Here is a 20,893-nt window from a genome sequence, read left to right as displayed (position 1 = left end):
GGGCTCAGGTGGTCGCCGGTTCCCTGGCTGCCGCCGCCGAGGTCATCGCGTGCTCGACGACGTCGATGAGGACCTCCTTGACGGACTCGCGGTCGCGGGCGTCGCAGAGCACCACGGGGACCTCGGAGTCGAGGTCGAGTGCCTGGCGCACGGTGTCCGCGGGGTAGCGGGTGGCGTCGTCGAAGCAGTTGACGCCGACCACGAAGGGTATGGAGCGCCGCTCGAAGTAGTCGACGGCGGCGAAGCAGTCCTCCAGACGGCGCGTGTCGGCGAGGACGACGGCGCCCAGCGCGCCGGTCGCCAGCTCGTCCCAGAGGAACCAGAAACGGTCCTGGCCGGGCGTGCCGAACAGGTACAGGACCAGGTCCTCGCGGAGCGTGATGCGGCCGAAGTCCATGGCGACCGTGGTGGTGTGCTTGCCCGCGACGCCGCTCGTGTCGTCGATGGGCCGGCCCGCCTCGCTGAGGGTCTCCTCGGTGCGCAGCGGCTTGATCTCGCTGACCGCGCCGACCAGCGTCGTCTTGCCGACGCCGAAGCCGCCCGCCACCAGGATCTTCAGCGTCACCGGCTCGACGGGTGCCTTGCCTCGCTCAGAACGCCTGAAGATCATCGCTCACTTCTCCTGGATCCGTGGTGTCGCGCGGGGCCGGTCCGTATCCGCCCCCGCCGGGGGTTTCGATCACGAGTACGTCGCCGGGGCCCAGGTCGGCGCTGTCGCTGCCGCCGAGCTCCAGGACGGTGCCGTCCGCGCGCAGCACGCGGTTGGCGCCGAGCGCGCCGGGGGCGCCGCCCGCCATGCCGTACGGCGCGACCCTGCGGTGCTGCGAGAGGGTGGACACCGTCATCGGCTCGCGGAAGCGGATGCGGCGCACGGCCCCGTCCCCGCCGCGCCACCTCCCGCCGCCGCCGCTGCCCGACCGCACCGCGAACTCCTCCAGGAGGACGGGCAGCCGCCACTCCAGGACTTCGGGGTCGGTGAGCCGCGAGTTGGTCATGTGGGTCTGGACGGCCGGCGCGCCGTCGAAGCCGTCACCCGCCCCGGAACCGGAGGCCACCGTCTCGTAGTACTGGTGGCGTTCGTTGCCGAAGGTGACGTTGTTCATCGTGCCGGAGCCCTCGGCCTGGATGCCCAGGGCGGCGTACAGCGCGCCCGTGATGGCCTGTGAGGTCTCCACGTTCCCCGCGACGACGGCCGCGGGCGGCTCGGGGGCGAGCAGGGAGCCGGGCGGCACGACGATGCGCAGGGGGCGCAGACAGCCGTCGTTGAGCGGGATGTCGTCGTCGACGAGGGTGCGGAAGACGTAGAGGACGGCGGCGTTGACCACCGCGAAGGGGGCGTTGAAGTTCGTGGTGAGCTGGGGCGAGGTGCCGGTGAAGTCGACGGTCGCGGTGCGCTCGGCGCGGTCCACGCTCACGCGGACGTGGATCGTGGCGCCGGAGTCGGTTTGATAGGCGAACTCGCCGTCTTCGAGGACGTCGATGACGCGGCGGACGGATTCCTCCGCGTTGTCCTGGACGTGCCTCATGTACGCCTGGACGACGTCGAGGCCGAAGTCGTCGATCATCCGGGCGACTTCGTCGACGCCCTTCTGGTTGGCGGCGATCTGTGCGCGCAGGTCGGCGAGGTTGGTGTCCGGGTTGCGCGAGGGGTAGGGCGCGTCGGTGAGCAGGCTCCGGGTCTCGTCCTCGCGGAAGCGTCCCTCTTCCACAAGAAGCCAGTTGTCGAAGAGGATGCCCTCCTCGTCGATGGTGCGGCTGCCCGCGGGCATGGAGCCGGGTGCGATCCCGCCGATCTCGGCGTGGTGGCCGCGCGAGGCGACGTAGAACAGGATCCGCTCCCCCGAAGTGCCGTGCTCCCCCGGCCGGTCGAAGACGGGCGTGATGACGGTGACGTCGGGCAGGTGCGTGCCGCCGTGATAGGGGTCGTTGACGGCGTAGGTGTCCCCGGGGCGCATGGTGCTGCCGCGGCGCTCGATCACCTCCTTCACGCTGGTGCCCATCGAGCCCAGGTGGACCGGGATGTGCGGGGCATTGGCGACGAGGTTGCCGTCGGGGTCGAAGAGCGCGCAGGAGAAGTCGAGCCGCTCCTTGATGTTCACGGACTGGGCCGTGGACTCCAGACGGGCGCCCATCTGTTCGGCGATGGACATGAAGAGGTTGTTGAAGACTTCCAGGAGCACGGGGTCGGCCGCGGTGCCCGCGGTGGAACCCGCCGGCTCCGCGACGCGTTCCATGACCAGATGCCCCGCCGCGGTCGTCGCGGCCTGCCAGCCCTCGTCCACGACCGTCGTGGCACTGGCCTCGGTGATGATCGCCGGTCCGGTGACGGTCTCGCCGGGCGGCAGCTCCTCGCGGCGGTGCAGGGGTACGTCGTGCCAGGTGCCGCCCGTATGCAGGCGGACGCGTTGCGGGGTGCCCGGCGAGACCGTGCCCGCGAGGGCCGAGAGGTCGGGCGGTTCGGTGACCCCGGTGGCCTCCACGGAGAGGGCCTCGACGACGACGGGCCGGTCGAGGGTGAAGGAGTAGGTGGCGCGGTGGCGGTCCTTAAAGGCACGGCTCATCGCGGCCGGGTCGGTGAGCTCGACGGTCAGGGTGGTGTCGGTGCCGTCGTAGCGCAGTTGGGCGCGGCGGGTGACGCGGATGCGGTCGGGCGGCACGTCCTCGGCGAGGAGTTCGTCGCGGGCGGCGCCCGCCAAGTCGTCGGCCACCTTGTGGACATGAGGCATCGACGACGCCTCCAGGGGTGCCTCCACGGACTGTTCGCGCATCGCCGTGGTGTCGGCCAGGCCGATGCCGAGGGCGGAGAGCAAGCCGGCCATCGGGGGCACCAGGACGGTGCGGATGCCGAGCGAGTCGGCGACCATGCAGGCGTGCTGGCCGCCCGCGCCGCCGAACGTGGTCAGGGCGTAGCGCGTGACGTCGTGGCCCTTCTGGACCGAGATGCGCTTGATCGCGCCCGCGATGTTGGCCACCGCGATCCGCAGATAGCCCTCGGCGACCTGCTCGGGCGTGCGGTCGTCGCCCGTCGCGCCGTGGATCTCGCGGGCCAGGTCGGCGAAGCGGTCGCGTACGAGCGCGTCGTCGAGGGGCTCGTCGCCTTCGGGTCCGAACACCCGCGGGAAGCAGGCGGGTTGGATCCGCCCGAGGGCGACGTTCGCGTCGGTGACGGTCAGCGGGCCGCCGCCCCGGTAGCTCGCCGGGCCGGGGTCGGCGCCCGCCGAGTCGGGCCCCACGCGGTAGCGGCTGCCATCGAAGTGGAGCACGGACCCGCCGCCCGCGGCGACCGTGTGGATGTCGAGCATCGGGGCGCGCAGCCGGACCCCGGCGATCTGCGTGGTGAAGACCCGTTCGTACGCGCCCGCGTAGTGCGACACGTCCGTGGACGTACCGCCCATGTCGAAGCCGATGACGCGGTCGAAGCCGGCCAGGTGCGACATGCGGGCCATGCCCACGATGCCGCCCGCGGGGCCGGACAGGATCGCGTCCTTGCCGCGGAACTGGCCCGCCTCGGCGAGGCCTCCGTTCGACTGCATGAACATCAGCCGCACGCCGTGGAGTTCCTCGGCGACGTGCCGCACATACCGGCGCAGGACCGGTGAGAGATACGCGTCGACGACCGCGGTGTCGCCGCGTGGGACGAGCTTCATCAGGGGGCTGACCTCGCTGGAGAGCGAGACCTGCGGGAAGCCCGTGCGGACGGCGAGGTCGCCGATGGCCCGTTCGTGCGCGGGGTGGAGGTGGCTGTGCATGCAGACGACCGCCACGGAGCGGATGCCGTCGTCGTACGCCTCCCGCAGCGGACCCGCGAGCGCCGCCAGGTCGGGCGGGCGCAGCACGTCGCCGTCGGCGGTGACGCGCTCGTCGACCTCGATGACCCGGTCGTAGAGGAGTTCGGGGAGCACGATCTCGCGGGCGAAGATGTGCGGGCGGTTCTGGTAGGCGATGCGCAGGGCGTCGCGGAAGCCCCGGGTGACGATCAGGACGGTGGGTTCGCCCTTGCGCTCCAGGAGGGCGTTGGTGGCGACGGTGGTGCCCATGCGGACGGCGTCGACGGGCGCGCCGTCCACCCGGCCGGCGGAGTCCGCGTGCCCGTCGGACTCCTCGTCACCGCCGGGCCCCGTGCCCTCGCCCGACCCGGACTCCGCGCCGGCGAGGAGCTCCCGGATCCCCGCGACCGCCGCGTCGCGGTAGCGGGCCGGGTTGTCGGAGAGGAGCTTGTGCGTGAGGAGCCGGCCGTCCGGGTGGCGCGCGACGATGTCGGTGAAGGTGCCGCCCCTGTCGACCCAGAACTGCCAGCCAGTCACGTTCTCACTCCCGCTTCCGCGCTGTTCAGAGCGCCCGGAGGCCGTTGATCACGTCGCGCAGAATACTCTCGTCCGGCAGCTCGGCGGGGGGCACGGGGCGCGTCACGTGCACCAGTTCGTCGTCGACGAGGTCGCCGATGAGGACGCGGACCACGCCGATGGGCAGGTCGAGTTCGGCCGCGAGTTCGGCGACCGACTGGGGCGTGTCACGGCAGAGCTCGACGATGTCGACGTGCTCCGGGGACAGCGTCTGGTCGGCCTCCCGGACGTCGCCCGCCCAGGACTCCGCGACGACGACCGCGATCAGGTCGAGGCGGTGCTGGCCGGGGCTCGTGGTGCGGCCGCGCGTCATGGCGTACGGACGCACGACAGGGCCGGCGTCGTCGTCGAACCAGCTGGGCGTCTCCTGCGCCCTCGATATCTCCCGTCTGGCCTCTGTCCGCTGTATCCCTCGCCCGTCGTCGCTCATGACCTCCCACTACCCCCCGGCGGGCAGGTCCGTGCGCGGCGCCGTACCCAGATGCACACCCACCCTCTTGACCAGCAGCGTCATTTCGTACGCCACCAGGCCGACATCGGAATCGGCGTCCGCGAGGACGGCGAGACAGCTGCCGTCGCCCGCGGCCGTGACGAAGAGGAACGCGTCGTCGAGCTCGACCACCGTCTGGCGGACCCGGCCCGCCTCGAAGTGGCGCCCGACGCCCTTGGCGAGGCTGTGGAACCCGGAGGCGACCGCGGCGAGGTGCTCGCTGTCCTCCCTGGTCAGGTTCTTGGACACGCCGGTCGGCAGGCCGTCGCCCGAGAGGACGAGAGCCTTGCGGATGCTGGCGACGCGCTGCACCAGGTCGTCGAGGAGCCAGTTGAGCTCTCCCCGTCCGCCGGTCGTGGTGGTGCGTGCGTCGGCCTTCGGTGCGGTCATCGACCGTCCCCCTCAGATGTCGTTCCTGGTGCTGTGCCGTTCGTGGCGTCGTCGCCCGCGGCGTTCTCGTCGCGGCCGCGCTGCCAGCCCCGCTGCAGCGAGGCCATGCGGCTGCGTACCTCGTCGGCGTCGCGCTCCTCCGGTCGGGTCCGGGCGCGGTCGGGGCGCTGGTCGGGGCTGTTCTTCAGCTGCGGGGCGAGGCTGGCCTGCCGGACCCGGCGGGGCAGTCCGCCCAGAGCGGTCGTGCCGGAGCCGCCGTCCTCGGCGGATCCGTTCCGGCCTGCGGGCCGCTCCTGGGGTGCCCGGTCCGGGGCGGTGGAGCGGCGGCCGCGCCGGGGAAGTTCCGCGGACGCGTCGTCGACGGCCGTGACGTCCCGGTGCGGCGGAGCGAGATCCGGCCATTCCGACAGTGAGCGCGGGCGCTCCGGAACGCCGTCCTCGGCCGCGGGGTCCATGGGCCTGCTCCCCCCGAGCCGGTCGTCCTGCGGCCTGCCGGTGAGCCTGCCGCCGCCACCCTGGAGCCTGCCTTCGGGAACCCGGCCGTCCTGGGTGCGGCCGTCCTGGGCCCGGCTGTCCTGCGTACGACTGTCCTGCGTACGGCTGTCGCGGGCCCGGCCGTCCTGGGCGCGGCCGTCCTGCGACCTGCCGTCCTGCGGCCTGCTGTGCGTCACCGGGCGGCCGTGCGAGCTGACCAGCTTCGGGGTCCTGCGGCGCGGCAGCGGCACGGGACCCGCCGCGTGGGAACCGTCGACGGATTCCGCGTCGACGCGGGTCGGCCCGGTCTCACGACGGGTCGGCTCCGCGCGGTTCGCCTCGCGGTCGTCGCGGGCCTGCTGATGCTGCTCGCCGGGCGTCCCCGCCACCCGGCGCCGCGGACGGAACAGGCCGCCGCGCTCGCTGTCCTCGTCGTCGAGGGCGCCGGGGAAGGCGTCGAGGTCCGCGATGCCGACGGGCGCCTCCAGTTCGACGGGGCCGTCGAGGACGGAGGCGGGCAGGCCGGGCAGCTGGACGGGCACCTGGGAGAGGGCCGCCGCGCGGTCGGCGGGCGTGTCCTTGCCGGCCACCGCCTCCGTGGGCTGGGGCCGGTCGAGCCGGAAGCCCACGCCCCCGGTGTCGGGCACGTCGTCGGTGAGCAGGGACTCGGGGATGAAGACGACGGCGGTCGTGCCGCCGTACGGAGAGGGCTGCAGCGAGACGCGGACGCGCTGGCGCTGGGCGAGCCGGCTGACCACGAAGAGGCCGAGCCGGTCGGTGTCGGACAGCTCGAACTCGGGGGTCTCCGCGAGCCGCAGGTTGGCGTCCAGGAGCGCGTCGGCGGTCATGCCGAGGCCCCGGTCGTGGATCTCCAGGGTGAAGCCGTTCGCGACGTGCTCGCCGAGGACCTGCACCGCGGTGTGCGGGGGCGAGAACACCGTGGCGTTCTCCAGGAGTTCGGCCATGAGGTGCGTGAGGTCGGCGACGGCGGGCCCGGTGACCGCGATGCGGGGCAGGCGGCGCACCTCGATGCGTTCGTAGTCCTCGACCTCGGCGACGGCGGCGCGGACGACGTCCATGAGCTGGACGGGCTTGCGCCACTGCCGCGACGGGGCGGCGCCGGAGAGGATCACCAGACCCTCGGCGTGGCGGCGCATGCGGGTGGTGAGGTGGTCGAGGCGGAAGAGGTCGGCGAGCTCGTCGGTGTCCTCGGTCCTGCGCTCCATGGTGTCCAGGAGGGTGAGCTGCTTGTGCAGCAGGACCTGGCTGCGGCGGGCGAGGTTCACGAAGACCTCGGAGACCCCGTGGCGCAGGTCGGCCTGTTTGACGGTGGCCTCGACGGCGGCGCGCTGGAGGGTGTTGAGGGCCTGCCCGACCTGCCCGATCTCGTCCTTGCCGTACGTCAGCCGGGGCGCCTCGGTCTCCACGTCGACCTGCTCACCGGCCGCAAGGCGACGCAGCACGCCCGGCAGGCGGACGCCGGAGGCCTCGTGGGCCTCCAGTCGCAGGCGGCGCAGGTCGCGGATGAGGCTGCGGCCGATGCGCACGGACATGAAGAGCGAGAGCAGCACGGCGACCAGACCGAGCACACCGGCGACGATCACGCGCAGGATCACGTCGAAGGCCTCGGGCTCGACGCGCTCGCGGAAGCGGTCGCTCGCCTCGACGTCGCGCTCGGACAGCTCCTTGAGTACGCGGCCCGAGGTGTTGTCCCAGTGCGTGGACGTCACCGCGCGCGGGGTGCCGGGCTCGGACTCGATGACCTCCTTCTCCGCCTTGCGGAGCTGGGCGGTCTCGGCGCCGTTCCAGTAGCGCTCGTAGCGGCCGCGGTCGTCCTCGGGCAGCTGCGCGAGGTTGACCTCGTACAAGAGTGTGCGCTGGGCGCGGAGTTCGGCGATCTGCCGGATCTCGGGGCCCGTCACGCGCCGCGCGACGAGGGCCGAGCCGAGCAGCGCGTCCTCGCGGGAGAGCAGCTCACGCGCGCGGGTGACGCCCACGATCGCGCGGCCCTGCTGGTCGAAGCTCACGTCGTCGAGGCCCGCGAAGCCGTTGAGGGTGTTGAGCAGGCTGAAGCAGGGGTCGACCAGCTTGGTGTACATCTTCAGGGCGCCGGCGCGGCTGATCGTGCCCTCTTCGACGCTGCGGCGCAGCGACTCGATGCCGTCGAAGGCTTCCAGGAGCGTGGTGAGCCGGCTGCGCGAGCTGCCGTCGATGCTGTCGCGGACGCTCGAGTCCTGCGCGTTCGTCCGGACGTCGGCGATCACCTCGTCCGTCGCGTCGCGGCTGCGGCGCAGCCCGGCGAGCGCGTCGGAGGCGCGCGGATCGGCGAGGTACACGACGGTCTGGCGGCGTTCCTGCTGGATCACCCGGATCGTGTCCTCGATCGGGTAACCGACCTTGTCGACGACCTTGGCGGTGTCGAGCAGTCGGGCCGCCTCACGGCCGGTGATGACCGTGGCGAATCCCCAGATCGCGGTCAGGGAGAGCAGCGGCACGAGCAGCAGTGCCACGATCTTCCGGCGGATGGACTTCCCGCGAAAGCGCATGGCCTCCCCTAGATCGGCCCCCTGCGGCCGTTGCACGGGCCAGGGGCACACATGTGCGTCAACAAACGGCGCGAGCCTACTACCGACTTACGAGCAACTCGAAGGCACTTCCGGGCACTTTTCAGCCGTGACGCGAAAGGGACATCCCTAGTTGTCCCTCCATTACGGGAGATTGCGTCCCAGCATGTGGGGCATGCCGCCCGCCCTCATTCTCCTTTGGGCGCACGCCAGTTGGCCGGATTTCTTCGCTGTGCGGAAGCGGAACGGGAATCTTTCCGATCTCTCGATCGTCGAACAGGAAGAGAGCGGCAGGTCGAGGACCGGCCACGGGGTGCGCCCCGGGGCGGGCGGAATATAGCGCAGCAAAACGGGCAGTCACTGGTGAGTTGATCCGGAGGGTGCTCCATGAACGGCCGCAAGGCATCCGGGGGGAGTGACGACATGATGGGCACGGCAGAGCGCCATGGAGCGTCCGAAAGCGGAGTATCAAGCTCCGTCGACGCGGGACGGGCGACCGGGAGCGCGAGCAGCGCGATCGAGGAGGTCGCCGAGGCGTGGGGCGCGGTGCGCACGGTGCCGCGGGAGCGTGAACACACCGCTCAGCGGCGGCCGTTGTGGGTCGAGGAGCCCGCCCGCCGCAGGCGTCTGCCCGATCCGGTGCGGACGGCGGCCGTCCGGGCCGTGATCATCGTGGCGCTCACCCTCGTCCAGGCGATGGTCGCCTTCCTGGCCGCCCTGGCCGGGTCCTGGCTCTCCTTCCCCATGGTCCTGAGCAGCGTGGCCAGCACGGTCGTGGCCACCTGGGGCGTCCTCGACGTCTGGGTGACGCGCCAGGTGTGGAACCAGCGGTACGGAGTCGTCTCGGTGCCGAGCAGCACGGCGCGACGGCTGCGGCGCGAGCGGCGCAGGGCCCGCCGTCAGGCACGGGCGGCGGCGCGCGGCAAGGAGCGGATACGGAACCGGGGCGGGGCAGGGCAGTTGTCGCACTCGTGAGCCGGTGGTGGAGCACGTCGCCCGGCACCTGATCCGCCCCCTCCGCTCCCCTCTCACTCCCTCCGCGGCCTGCCCTTCACTGCCGACAGAGTCATAGATGTCGCTTATGGGCGCATTAGCCGGACACCTCTACTTCGGTGATCCACTCGACCCCAAGCTGAGTCTCGGATCACCACAGCGCGTAGAGGGATGACGTAGTGAAGTCGAAACACCTGGCCGCGCTCGCCACTGCCGCCGCGCCGGCTCCCACGGTTCTCGGGGCCGCGCCCGCGGCGGCGGGCGAAGTCCTCGACACGGCCGTGACCACCGAGGGCGCGGCGCCTGCCGAGGCCGAGGAAGAGGCGGAGGGCGAGAAGGAGATAGAGACGCAGGAAGGCCGCGAGGCCACGGCCCCGGGCCTCACGCTGGAGGGCGTCCCGGATGCACTCGTGGCGGGTGACGACTGGGCGGAATTCTCCGTCGTTGTGGACAGCTGTCAGGGCGAGGAGCGGGACTGGACGCTCGACCTGGCCCTCAACACGGACGGCCTCCTCCTGTACGGGGACGATCTACAGGTCCAGGTGTACGTCGACGGCGGGTGGCGTGACGCCGTCGTCCTCAGCCCTCCCGACCTCGGGAACGTGGACCTCTGCCTCTTGGAGACGTTCTCGATGCCGGAGGGGCAACTCACCCTCCCTGTCCGCATACGCGCCGGGGCGGACGCCCCGCTCGTCGACTTCTTCATGGGCCCGCGGCTGTTCGACGAGGAGGTCCAGTCGGATCCCTCCTACTGGGTGTGGTCGAAAATCATCGCCCCTGAAGGGAGCGGTGAGGAACCTGGGAGCGGCGGGGAGCCCGGGGGCGAGAACGGGAGCGGGGAGGAGCCTGGGGGCGGGAGCGCGGGCGGGGAGCCCGGGGGTGGGAGCGGTGAGACGCCCGGTACCGGCGTCGTCACGCCCACCACTCCCCCCGCCCCCGCACCTCCCGCGCCCGGGAGCGGTGTCGTCGCGCCGGCCGCCGAGCTCCCCAGCGGGGGCGACCGGGCCGACGGGGCCGGCGAAGACAGCGGACGCGCCGACGCCCGCGCCTCGCCGGCCGCGACCGGCAGCGACGCCGCGGCGCGCTGGGCGCTCGGCACCGGCGGCGTATCCATCGTCCTGGGCACGGCGTTGGCCGTCGCCGCGGGCCGACGGCGCCGTCCCTACCCCTGAGCCGCGACGGCGTCCGCTCCTCTACGGGAACCTCGGCGAACCGGCCTCACGGAGTCTGGGCGTGGTGGTCTGCGCGCGGCGGGCGGGCGACCGTCTGCTCACGCGGCCCGTGTTCCTCCCCGCCGAGGCCATGGCCGATCCCTTGCGCCGCCTCCCCGCGGAGGCGTGGGCGGCGCACTGACCCCGGCCGGAAGAACCGTCGGCGGGACGCCCGCCCCTCGCCGCGCCCGACCACCGGCGGGACATCCGTTCCTCGTCGCGAAAGGGAGAGCCGTCATGCCCGCCCCACCCACGCAGGCCATCTTCACCGGCCATCGCACGGTTCATGGACAGGATCCGGTGCCGGTCCTGGTGACCGCCTCCTGCTCTCCCGAGCGCCCCTGGTTCATCCGCCTGTGCTGCGTCGACGAGCAGGCGCACGAGATCGCGACGTGGAGCTTCTCCCTCGGCGCGCTGTTCGACGGCCTGACCGCCCCCGTCACCAGCCAGGGCGTGACCGTCCAGCCCATGGCGTTCGCCCTGTTGTTCTCCCTGAGCGGCGGCACCCGTCGCTCTCTGGTCCAGCTCGACCGGGCGGAGGTCGGCGCGTTCCTCGTCCGGCTCTTCCTCTCCGAGAGCCTGCTCTAGTGCGGGTCCGTGCGCCCGAACAACCCCGCGTGTCCGGGCGGAAGCTGCGTGATGATGCGCCGGAGCAGGGCGTCGTCCACGGCGTCCGACAGCGCGCCGAGGACGGCGACCACCGCTCGCCTGGCCTCTGTCGGATCACCCGACTCCCGTTCCGCCACCGCGTCGATGAACGCGTCCGGAGTCAACGGTTCGCTGGCAGGGACCGCTTCGGCAAGGAGCGGGGCGCACTGCTGGGGCAGCAGCGCGGCGAGGTCCATGCGGTCGTCACCCACCAGGTGTCCGCCCAGGACTTCCAGCACGGCGCGCAGAGCCGTCGCCGCCTCGCCCTGCGCCTCGTACCCCCCGCGCTGCGCGACCGTGCCGAGGAAACCTTCCAAAGAGCTGTTCATGGACGCAGTATGGGCCCGGGCAGGTGGCGAGCCGCGCTTCTGCGAGGGTGATTCGCCGCCCGGCGGCAGGGGGTCCCGGTGCCGGTTCCGGTGCCTCGCCGTCAAGTCCGCGGAAGCCGTCGCGTCTCTGGGCAAGCTGCCGATTCTCCGCGGAAACTGTCACGTCTCCGCGGAAGCCGTCACATCTCCGGGGACTCGGTCAGGGCGATGTCCTTCGGATCCAGGCCGGTCAGCTGCGCGATGCGCGGCGCGGGGATGCCGGCGGTCAGGGCGCGGTGCACCAGAGCCTGCCAGTCCCGGGTGGTCTCCCGGAACGTCAGGAGTTCGCTCTCCATGTCGGTGACGGACTGCGGCGAACAGGCCTGCTGCACGCGCAGCGTCTCCTCCTCGCTCAGCGGCACGGGCAGCTGCTCGGCGTCCTCCGGGACGAAGGACTCCGCGCCGGCGGGCAGGATCCTCACCCGCTCCGACTCGGCGGGAACACCGTGCGCCTGGAGCCAGCCGTGCACCGCCGGTGTCCCGGCACACTCCAGTTCCCCTACTGCGGCAAGGGCGGCGCCCAAGCGGGGGTGACGTTCCGGAAGTACGAAAAGCAGGGCATCGTCAGCCATGGTCACGGCTCTCTCGAAGAGGACGGCATAGGACCCGAGGATCGCCCGATGTTAGCGCCCAGGAACCCCCTTGCCGGTCATCCTGCTCAACGATCAAGCGGCGAAACCGCCCCCTTCGGCCTCCGCCGCCCACGCGGCGGCGAGGCTCCTGCGTACCTTCATGAAGGGGCGGGCCCGGTCGATCGAGAGGGCAGCCGTGGTGCGGCCCGCACGTTCGTAGACCGCCAGGAGACCGCCCTCGTCGAGCGCGCCGGGCGAGCCCTCCACCATCCGTACGGTGTCGGCCTCGGCGCGCCGTCCGGCGAACTGCACGCGCGAGCCGTACTGGTCGGACCAGAAGTACGGCAGGGGACGCGACGTCTCGACCGTGCGTCCGGCGAGCAGGTTCCGCACCCCGACGCGGGGTTGCTCCGTCGCGCTCGTCCAGTGTTCGGCGCGGACCCCGCCGACGCGGGCCACATCGCCCACCGCGACGACCTGGGGCAGCGCGGTCACGCAGCCGTCGTCGCAGAGGACCCCGTCGGCCACCGCGAGCGGCGAGCCCGTGAGCCAGCCGGTGTTGGGGGTCGCGCCGATGCCGACGACGACCACGTCGGCGGGCAGCAGCCGGCCGTCGGCCAGCTCCACGCCGGTGACAGCGGCCTCCGGGCCCCGCGAGGAGCCCCGCAGGGCCGCCACCCCCACTCCCGTGAACAGTCGCGTGCCGCCCCGCGCGTGCAGTCCCGCGCACACCGAGGCCATCTCCGCGCCGAGTTGGGCGGCGAGCGGGAGCGGGGCCGCCTCGACGACCGTGACGTCGTGGCCGAGCGCCGCGCACGAGGACGCGGTCTCCGCACCGATGAAGCCGCCGCCGATCACCACCACGCGACGCGGCCCGCGGATCAGGTCGGCCCGCAGCGCGCGGGCGTCGTCCAGGGTCCGCAGGACGTGGACGCCCGCGAACGACGGACCGGGCAGGCGCCGCGCGGACGCCCCGGTGGCGATCACCACGCCGTCGGCCGCCAGGGCGCGGCCGTCGTCGAGGACGACGGCGCGACCGCGCGCGTCGAGCGCGCACGCGTGCGTGCCGAGGATCCAGTCGGCGGCGATCTCGCTGATCTCTTCCGGGTCGGTCAGGGCGAGTCGCCGCTCGCCCTGACCGCCGTCGTCAGCAGCGTCGTCGTCAGCAGCGCCGTCCGTGAGGAAGTCCTTGGACAGCGGCGGCCGGTCGTACGGCTCGTGCGGCTCCGCGCCGACGACGACGAGGCGGCCGTCGAAGCCCTGGGCGCGCAGCTCCCGGGCCGCGTACAGACCGGCGAGCGAGGCGCCGACCACGACGACGGTCCGCATGCGCCCCACGGTGACGGCACTCATGCGGCGGATCCCTCCTCGGCGCCGGCCAGCCGTACGTGGATCATGCCGTCCCGTACGTACACCTGATGGGTGCGCACGGCCCTGCGCGCGGGCAGGCACATGGGCCGCCCCGTGCGCAGATCGAATGAGGCGGCGTGCAGCGGGCATTCGACCAGACAGCCCTCCAGCCATCCCTCGGACAGGGACGCGTCCTGGTGGCTGCACGTGTCGTCGATGGCGAAGAGCTCGCCGTCGGCGTTGAACACCGCGACGGGCGGCGTGGTGTCGAGGCGGACGGACTCGCCCGCGGGGAGGTCTTCGAGGCGGCATACGGGAATCATGGGCCCCCCTCTTCGTGTCGTTCGGCCCGGTCCTGGGCCCTTCTGGGACCAAGACCCTTCGGTAACATGATGTTTCGCATGGCGCACGAGGGAGCGCTATGCGCAACAGAATCCGGTCGGGGTGCCCACCGCGTCAAGGGCTTCCCGCAGACGCGGCTTCAACGGGCCGCCAGGTGGTGAGAGTTCAGATATGACGGGCACGCGGAAACAGGCTGATCAGGACAGGGCGACGCGCGGAGAGTCGCGCGAGCGGAACGCGAAGGGATCAGCCGCGTCCGTCCAGTCCGTGGACCGCGCGGTGAGCGTGCTGGAGATCCTCGCGCGGCTCGGGGAGGCCGGAGTCACCGAGATCGCCGATGAGTTGGGGGTGCACAAGTCGACGGCGTTCCGGCTCGTCGGCGTGCTGGAGAACCGCGGCCTGGTGGGGCAGGCGAAGGACCGCGGCAAGTACTTCCTGGGTGCGGGCGTACTCCGCCTCGCGGGGGCGGCGGCAGTGCGCATGGACATCTCCCAGGAGGGCGGCCCCGTCTGCCGCGAGCTCGCGGACGAGCTGGGCGAGACGGTCAACATCGCGGTCCTGGACGACGATGCCGCGGTCAACATCATGCAGGCGCGCGGCCCGGCCTCGGTGACGGCCCAGAACTGGCTCGGCCGGCGCACCCCCCTGCACGCCACGTCCAGCGGCAAGGTGCTCCTCGCGCACCTGCCGACGACGCTGCGCGAGGGGCTGATGGCCCGCACGCTGCCGCGCCTGACCGAGCACACGGTGACGGGCACGGCGGCGCTGCGCGGCGAGCTGGAGTCCGTGATCGAGCAGGGATTCGCCGTCGCCGTCGAGGAGTTGGAGGTGGGCCTCGCGGCCGTCGCCGCGCCGGTGCGCGCGCACGACGGCAAGGTGATCGGCGCGCTCAGCGCGTCCGGGCCCGTCTACCGCCTGACCGAGGACCGGCTGACCGAGCTCGCCAAGCGCACCGTTGCGGCCGCCGTCGAGCTCTCCCGGCGGATGGGGTACGGCTTCTGACGGACGGCCCGGGGCGGCGGCCACGAGGGCGGAACCGGGAACTCCTGGTCCCGCCCTCGTGCGTGTCCGCCGTGTTTCGCGGCTCCCCGCGGATTTGCCAAGGCTTAACTCCGCCCTCTTGACGGCCTCTTGATGGCGTTCCCACTATGTCTCTCATAGCGCAACCGATCGTGCACAGCGCAACAACACCTTCCTGCCGTACGCGACAGGGGCCATCCCCGCCGTACCCACCCACGCCGTCCCGACGTGCGCAACAGCAGAGGAGTCTGGCCGTGCCCCACGAGGTCCGTGCCGTCGTCGCCGTGAAGAAAGGCGCACCCGTAGAGGTGCAGACGATCGTCGTGCCAGATCCCGGCCCGGGTGAGGTACTCGTCTCCGTGCAGGCCTGCGGGGTCTGTCACACCGATCTGCACTACCGGGAGGGCGCGATCAACGACGACTTCCCGTTCCTGCTCGGCCACGAGGCGGCCGGCACCGTCGAGGCGGTCGGCGCGGACGTCGCCGATCTCGCGCCCGGCGACTGTGTGGTGATCGCCTGGCGCGCGCCCTGCGGGGCCTGCCGCTCCTGTCTGCGCGGCCGCCCCTGGTACTGCTTCGACTCGCGCAACGCCGCACAGCCCATGACGCTCCTGGACGGCACACCGCTCTCCCCCGCCCTCGGCATCGGCGCCTTCGCCGAGAAGACCCTGGTGGCCGCGGGGCAGGCCGTGAAGGTCGACCCGGCGGCCCGCCCCGAGGCCGTGGCGCTCATCGGCTGCGGCGTGATGGCGGGGTACGGGGCCGCCGTGAACACCGGCGGAGTCGGACGCGGCGACACCGTCGCGGTCATCGGCTGCGGAGGCGTCGGCAACGCGGCGATCGCCGGGGCGTCGCTGGCCGGGGCACGCCGTGTCATCGCCGTCGACATCGACGACGCGAAGCTGGACGGCGCGACCCGGTTCGGCGCCACGCACACCGTCAACTCCCGTGGCACGGATCCGGTCGCCGCGGTCCGCGAACTGACCTCGGGCCACGGCGTCGACGTGGCGATCGACGCGGTCGGCACCCCGTCGACGTACCGGCAGGCCTTCTTCATGCGCGACCACGCGGGCGTGCTCGTGCAGGTCGGGGTGCCCGATCCGGAGATGACCGTCGACCTGCCGCTGATCGAGCTGTTCTCGCGCGGCGGCGCCCTCAAGTCGTCCTGGTACGGCGACTGCCTGCCCACCCGGGACTTCCCGATCCTGGTCGACCAGTACCTCAGCCGCCGGCTCGACCTGGGCGCCTTCGTCTCGGAGACCATCTCCCTGGAGCAGGTGGAGGAGGCCTTCGCCCGGATGCACCGGGGCGAGGTGCTGCGTTCGGTGGTGGTCCTGTGAGCGGCCCCCGGACCCAAGAACCCCGCGTCGTCGTCATCGGCGCCGGTGTCGTCGGCTGCTCCCTCGCCGACGAGCTGACCGCCCGCGGCTGGACCGACGTCACCGTCCTCGACCAGGGGCCGCTGCCCGCGCCGGGCGGCTCCACCTCGCACGCGCCGGGGCTGGTCTTCCGGACGAGCCCGTCCAGGACGCTGACCGCGTTCGCCGCGTACACCGTGGAGAAGTTCGGCGCGCTGGAGGCGGACGGGCTGCCCTGCTTCCACGCCGTCGGCGGCCTGGAACTCGCCACCACGCCCGAGCGCTGGGCCGATCTGCACCGCAAGGCCGGTCTCGCCGCGTCCTGGGGCATCCGGGCCGAACTCGTCGGCCCCGCACGGTGCGAGGAGCTGTGGCCGCTCGTCGACGCGACCAAGGTGTACGGCGGGCTGCACACGCCCGACGACGGCCTGGCCCGCGCCGTGCCCGCCTGTCGCGCCCAACTGGAGCGGGCACGCGCGCGTGGCGCACGATTTCTCGACCGGCACACCGTGACGGGCATCGAGCGGGACGGCGGCCGGGTCACCGCCGTCGTCACCGACCGCGGCACGTTCCCCGCCGACCACGTGGTCTCCGCGGCCGGGTTCTGGGGACCGGTGATCGGCAGGATGGCCGGTGTCGACGTGCCGCTGCTGCCGCTCGCCCATCAGTACGCGAAGACGGCGCCCCTGCCCGAGCTCTCCGGCGTCGACGGTCCGCGGACGGAGGCCTCGCGTCCGATCCTCCGCTTCCAGGACCGTGACCTGTACTTCCGCGAGCACCACGACCGCATCGGCATCGGCTCGTACGCCCATCGGCCGCTGCCCGTCGACCCGTTCACGGTCCCGGCCTACGACGACGCCGAGGACATGCCGTCCTCGTACCCGTTCACCGAGGAGGACTTCGCGCCCAGCTGGGAGGACTGCCGGTGGCTGCTCCCCGCCCTGAAGGAGACGGAGATCGAGGAGGGCTTCAACGGCGTCTTCTCCTTCACGCCCGACGGCATGCCGGTGCTCGGCGAGTCCCGTGGGCTGCGCGGGTTCTGGCTGGCGGAGGCCGTGTGGGTCACGCACTCCGCGGGCGTAGCCAAAGCGGTCGCCGAGTGGATGGTCGACGGGCGTCCCTCCCTCGACCTGCACGAGTGCGACCTGACGCGCTTCGAGGACGCGCAGCGCTCCCCCGCGTACGTCGCCGAGCGCGGCGCGCAGCAGTTCGTCGAGGTGTACGACGTGATCCACCCGCTCCAGCCGATGGAGCGCCCGCGTCCCCTACGGGTCAGCCCCTTCCACACCCGTCAGCAGGAGCTGGGCGCGGTCTTCCTGGAGGGCGGCGGCTGGGAACGCCCGCACTGGTACGAGGCCAACGCCCCGCTGGCCGACGAACTCCGGGCCGAGGGCGGGCCGGCCGAGGTCATGGGGCTCGCCGAGCGCGACCCCTGGGCCGCGCGCCACTGGTCCCCGATCGCGGCGGCCGAGGCCCGCGCCACCCGCGAGAAGGTCGCCCTCTACGACATGACGCCGCTGCGCCGCCTGGAGGTCACCGGCCCTGGCGCCCTCGCCTTCCTTCAACGGATGACCACCAACAACCTCGCCAAGAAGCCCGGTTCGGTCACCTACACGCTCCTGCTCGACACGGCGGGCGGCATCCGCTCCGACCTGACCGTGGCACGTCTCGCGCCCGACCGCTTCCAGGTCGGCGCCAACTCGCCCGCCGACCTGGACTGGCTGCTCCGGCACGCGCCCGACGACGTCCACCTCAGGGACATCACCTCAGGGACCTGCTGCGTCGGCGTCTGGGGCCCGCTGGCCCGCGCGCTCGTCCAGCCGCTCACCCGCGACGACTTCTCCCACGACAGGTTCGGCTACTTCAAGGCCAAGGAGACCTACCTCGGGCATGTCCCGGTGACCGCGCTGCGCCTGAGCTACGTCGGCGAGCTGGGCTGGGAGCTGTACACCACCGCCGACCTGGGACTGCGTCTGTGGGACACGCTGTGGGAGGCGGGCCGCGAGCACGGCGTGATCGCGGCCGGACGCTCCGCCTTCAACAGCCTGCGCCTGGAGAAGGGCTACCGCGCCTGGGGCCACGACATGACCACCGAGCACACCCCCGAGGAGGCGGGCGTCGGCTTCGCCGTCCGCATGAACAAGGGTGATTTCGTGGGGCGTTCGGCGCTCGAAGCGACCGGTGGGCCGACGCGGAAGCTCACGCCGCTCCTCCTCGACGACCCCGCCGCCGTCGTCCTCGGCAAGGAACCGGTGTACGTCGACGGCGGCCCGGCCGGGTACGTCACCAGCGCCGCGTACGGGTACACCCTGGGCCGCTGTGTCGCCTACGCCTGGCTGCCGCCCCTGGAGAGCGGCACCGGAGTGCACGTCGAGTACTTCGGCGAGAAGGTTCCCGCCACCGTCGCCGAAGAGCCCCTGTTCGACCCGGAGATGACCCGCATCCGCCGCTAGCCGCCAGGAGACTCCCCTCATGTCCCCCACCTACGACGTGATCGTGATCGGCCTCGGCGGCATGGGCAGCGCCGCCGCCCACCACCTGTCCGCGCGCGGCGCCCGCGTCCTCGGCCTGGAGAAGTTCGGCCCGGTCCACCACCACGGCTCCAGCCACGGCGGTTCCCGCATCACCCGCCAGTCCTACTTCGAGGACCCCGCGTACGTACCGCTGCTGCTGCGCGCCTACGAACTCTACGAACGCCTCGAACGCGACACCGGCCGCGAGATCGCCACCCTGTGCGGCGGCGTGATGCTGGGCCGCCCCGACAGCCGCACCGTCGCCGGCTCCCGGCTCTCGGCCGAGCGCTGGGACCTGCCCCACGAGATCCTCGACGCGAAGGAGATCCGCCGCCGCTTCCCGACCCTCACCCCGCGCGACGACGAGGTGGCGCTGTACGAGGCGCGGGCGGGCCTCGTCCGCCCCGAGAACACCGTCGCCGCACACCTGCAGATCGCCACGCGGCAGGGCGCCGACCTGCACTTCCAGGAGCCGATGACGCGGTGGGAGCCGTACCGGGACGGCGTGCGCGTGCACACCGCCGAGGACACCTACACGGCCGGGCAGCTGGTGATCTGTCCGGGCGCGTGGGCGCCGGGGCTGCTCACCGACCTCGGGGTGCCGTTCACCATCGAACGCCAGGTCATGTACTGGTTCCAGCCCACCGGTGGGGTGCGCCCCTTCCGCCCGGACACCCACCCGATCTACATCTGGGAGGACGCGGAGGGCGTCCAGGTCTACGGCTTCCCCGCCATCGACGGGCCCGCCCTCGGCGCGAAGGTCGCCTTCTTCCGCAAGGGCACGCCCTGCACCCCCGAGACGATCGAGCGGACGGTCCACGACCACGAGGTCGCGGCCATGGCCGACCAGGTGGGCCGGCTGATCCCGACCCTGCCCGGCTCCTTCCTCAAGGCAGCCACCTGCATGTACTCCAACTCCCCCGACGAACACTTCGTCATCGCGCGCCACCCGGCGCACCCCGGGTCGGTCACCGTCGCGGCCGGCTTCTCCGGCCACGGCTTCAAGTTCGTGCCCGTGGTCGGCGAGATCGTCGCCGACCTGGCGCTGGACGGCAGCACCGGGCACCCCATCGAGCTCTTCGACCCCAGCCGGCTCACGGCCGCGCCCGCATGAGGAGTACGACAACCGTGACGACGAGCCCCTTGCCCCCGAGTCTCATCGCGACCCTCCCCGGCCACTACTACACCTCCCCGGAGATCTTCCGGCAGGAGCAGGAACGCGTCTTCGAAGCGCTCTGGTTCTGCGCGGTGCGCGCCGCCGACCTCGCTGCACCCGGCGCCTTCCGCACCGTCCAGGTCGGCCGCGAGAACGTCCTGATCAGCCGCACCCGCACCGGGGAGCTGCGGGCCTTCCTCAACGTCTGCCGTCACCGCGGCGCCCGCCTGTGCACCGAGGAGTCCGGCCAGGTGCGGCGCGCCCTCCAATGCCCGTACCACGCCTGGACGTACGACCTCGAAGGACGTCTGGTCGCCGCGCCCGCTCTGACGAAGATGCCGGACGTGGACCGTGCCGCGTACGGCCTGGTCACGGTGGCCCTGCGGGAGTGGCTCGGCTACGCCTGGGTGTGTCTGGCCGACGATCCGCCCTCGTTCGAGGAGACCGTCGTCGGCGCCGCCGTCGAGCGGCTCGGCGACGCGGCGTCCATCGAGCACTACGGCACCGAGCACCTCGCGCTCGGCAAACGCGTCAGGTACGACGTGCGCGCCAACTGGAAACTGATCGTCGAGAACTTCATGGAGTGCTACCACTGCGCGACGATCCACCCCGAACTGACCGACGTCCTGCCGGAGTTCGCGGACGGCTTCGCCGCGCAGTACTACGTGGGGCACGGCGCCGCGTTCGGCGAGGACGTCGGCGGCTTCACCGTGGACGGCGGCACGGGCTTCGGGCGGCTGCCCGAGGTGTCGCAGGAGCAGGACCGCCGCTACTACGCGATCACCGTGAAGCCGACCGTGTTCGTCAACCTCGTCCCCGACCACGTGATCCTGCACCGGATGTTCCCGATGGCAGAGGACCGCACCGTCGTCGAGTGCGACTGGCTGTACGCACCCGACGTCGTCGCCTCCGGGGCCGACCTGAGCAGGTCGGTCGAGCTCTTCCACCGGGTCAACGCCCAGGACTTCGCGGCCTGCGAGCGCACCCAGCCCGCGATGGCGTCACGCGCCTATCGGGCGGGCGGGGTGCTGGTGCCGACCGAGCACCACATCGGTCTGTTCCACGAGTGGCTCACCAAGCTGCTCGCCTAGCGGTGCCCCC

The 20,893-nt window shown here is 72.3% G+C and carries 17 protein-coding genes; 8 read left to right on the top strand and 9 right to left on the bottom strand.

The features are described 5' to 3' along the window. Positions 1 to 4: 4 nt before the first annotated feature. Genes AB0L89_RS39055 through AB0L89_RS39035 form a run of 5 tightly spaced genes read right to left on the bottom strand, consistent with a single transcriptional unit; the run spans position 5 to position 8,243 of the window. Complete coding sequence (locus tag AB0L89_RS39055) at positions 5 to 610, bottom strand: ATP/GTP-binding protein (protein ID WP_365152360.1); 606 nt, start codon at positions 608 to 610, stop codon at positions 5 to 7. Then, a complete protein-coding gene (locus AB0L89_RS39050; RefSeq protein ID WP_365152358.1) occupies positions 591 to 4,304 on the bottom strand; it encodes a hydantoinase B/oxoprolinase family protein in 3,714 nt (1,237 codons plus the stop codon). The genes AB0L89_RS39055 and AB0L89_RS39050 overlap by 20 nt, the downstream gene beginning before the upstream one ends. 25 nt (positions 4,305 to 4,329) lie before the next feature. After that, complete coding sequence (locus AB0L89_RS39045) at positions 4,330 to 4,773, bottom strand: DUF742 domain-containing protein (protein WP_365152356.1); 444 nt, start codon at positions 4,771 to 4,773, stop codon at positions 4,330 to 4,332. 9 nt (positions 4,774 to 4,782) lie between these two features. Beyond that, the gene (locus AB0L89_RS39040; RefSeq protein ID WP_055700984.1) at positions 4,783 to 5,223 is read right to left on the bottom strand and encodes a roadblock/LC7 domain-containing protein; all 441 of its coding nucleotides are present in this window, start codon (positions 5,221 to 5,223) and stop codon (positions 4,783 to 4,785) included. Beyond that, positions 5,220 to 8,243: a nitrate- and nitrite sensing domain-containing protein gene (locus AB0L89_RS39035; RefSeq protein ID WP_365152354.1), complete on the bottom strand. Its 3,024-nt coding sequence runs from the start codon at positions 8,241 to 8,243 to the stop codon at positions 5,220 to 5,222. Before AB0L89_RS39035 ends, AB0L89_RS39040 begins: the two co-directional genes overlap by 4 nt. A 441-nt stretch (positions 8,244 to 8,684) precedes the next feature. On the opposite strand from AB0L89_RS39035, the gene AB0L89_RS39030 reads away from it, so the two are divergent. The 3 genes from AB0L89_RS39030 (at position 8,685) to AB0L89_RS39020 (ending at position 11,053) form a co-directional block, all read left to right on the top strand. Beyond that, positions 8,685 to 9,236 (top strand): hypothetical protein, encoded by a 552-nt coding sequence (locus AB0L89_RS39030; protein WP_365152352.1) that lies wholly within the window; start codon positions 8,685 to 8,687, stop codon positions 9,234 to 9,236. Positions 9,237 to 9,433: 197 nt separating this feature from the next. Beyond that, positions 9,434 to 10,426, top strand: a complete 993-nt coding sequence (locus AB0L89_RS39025; protein ID WP_365152350.1) for a hypothetical protein — start codon at positions 9,434 to 9,436, stop codon at positions 10,424 to 10,426. 276 nt (positions 10,427 to 10,702) lie between these two features. Next, the gene (locus AB0L89_RS39020) at positions 10,703 to 11,053 is read left to right on the top strand and encodes an SsgA family sporulation/cell division regulator (protein ID WP_365152348.1); all 351 of its coding nucleotides are present in this window, start codon (positions 10,703 to 10,705) and stop codon (positions 11,051 to 11,053) included. On the opposite strand, the gene AB0L89_RS39015 is transcribed toward AB0L89_RS39020, so the two are convergent. The 4 genes from AB0L89_RS39015 to AB0L89_RS39000 all read right to left on the bottom strand — a co-directional run bounded on the left by AB0L89_RS39015 (position 11,050) and on the right by AB0L89_RS39000 (position 13,726). Next, complete coding sequence (locus tag AB0L89_RS39015) at positions 11,050 to 11,442, bottom strand: DUF2267 domain-containing protein (protein WP_365152346.1); 393 nt, start codon at positions 11,440 to 11,442, stop codon at positions 11,050 to 11,052. The genes AB0L89_RS39020 and AB0L89_RS39015 overlap by 4 nt on opposite strands. Positions 11,443 to 11,621: 179 nt before the next feature. Then, positions 11,622 to 12,053 (bottom strand): DUF6003 family protein, encoded by a 432-nt coding sequence (locus AB0L89_RS39010; protein WP_365152344.1) that lies wholly within the window; start codon positions 12,051 to 12,053, stop codon positions 11,622 to 11,624. A gap of 93 nt (positions 12,054 to 12,146) precedes the next feature. Beyond that, positions 12,147 to 13,382 (bottom strand): FAD-dependent oxidoreductase, encoded by a 1,236-nt coding sequence (locus AB0L89_RS39005; protein WP_365152386.1) that lies wholly within the window; start codon positions 13,380 to 13,382, stop codon positions 12,147 to 12,149. A gap of 20 nt (positions 13,383 to 13,402) precedes the next feature. Beyond that, a complete protein-coding gene (locus tag AB0L89_RS39000; RefSeq protein ID WP_365152342.1) occupies positions 13,403 to 13,726 on the bottom strand; it encodes a bifunctional 3-phenylpropionate/cinnamic acid dioxygenase ferredoxin subunit in 324 nt (107 codons plus the stop codon). Positions 13,727 to 13,916: 190 nt separating this feature from the next. Here AB0L89_RS39000 and AB0L89_RS38995 point away from each other — a divergent pair, with 190 nt between their 5' ends. From AB0L89_RS38995 to AB0L89_RS38975, 5 genes are all read left to right on the top strand, one after another. Next, entirely contained in the window at positions 13,917 to 14,747 is an 831-nt protein-coding gene (locus tag AB0L89_RS38995; protein WP_365152340.1) for an IclR family transcriptional regulator, read from the top strand. 272 nt (positions 14,748 to 15,019) lie between these two features. Then, positions 15,020 to 16,105: an S-(hydroxymethyl)mycothiol dehydrogenase gene (locus tag AB0L89_RS38990; RefSeq protein ID WP_365152338.1), complete on the top strand. Its 1,086-nt coding sequence runs from the start codon at positions 15,020 to 15,022 to the stop codon at positions 16,103 to 16,105. After that, on the top strand, positions 16,102 to 18,576 hold the full coding sequence (locus AB0L89_RS38985; RefSeq protein WP_365152336.1) for an FAD-dependent oxidoreductase: 2,475 nt from the start codon (positions 16,102 to 16,104) through the stop codon (positions 18,574 to 18,576). The genes AB0L89_RS38990 and AB0L89_RS38985 overlap by 4 nt, the downstream gene beginning before the upstream one ends. A 19-nt stretch (positions 18,577 to 18,595) precedes the next feature. Next, positions 18,596 to 19,750, top strand: coding sequence for an N-methyl-L-tryptophan oxidase (solA, locus tag AB0L89_RS38980; protein WP_365152334.1), 1,155 nt, complete (start codon positions 18,596 to 18,598; stop codon positions 19,748 to 19,750). Further along, a complete protein-coding gene (locus AB0L89_RS38975) occupies positions 19,747 to 20,883 on the top strand; it encodes an aromatic ring-hydroxylating dioxygenase subunit alpha (RefSeq protein WP_365152332.1) in 1,137 nt (378 codons plus the stop codon). The genes solA and AB0L89_RS38975 overlap by 4 nt, the downstream gene beginning before the upstream one ends. Positions 20,884 to 20,893 lie beyond the last annotated feature (10 nt).

The organism is Streptomyces sp. NPDC052114 (assembly GCF_040680155.1).
Lineage (GTDB): Bacteria > Actinomycetota > Actinomycetes > Streptomycetales > Streptomycetaceae > Streptomyces.
This window is presented reverse-complemented; position numbering and strand designations above follow the sequence as displayed.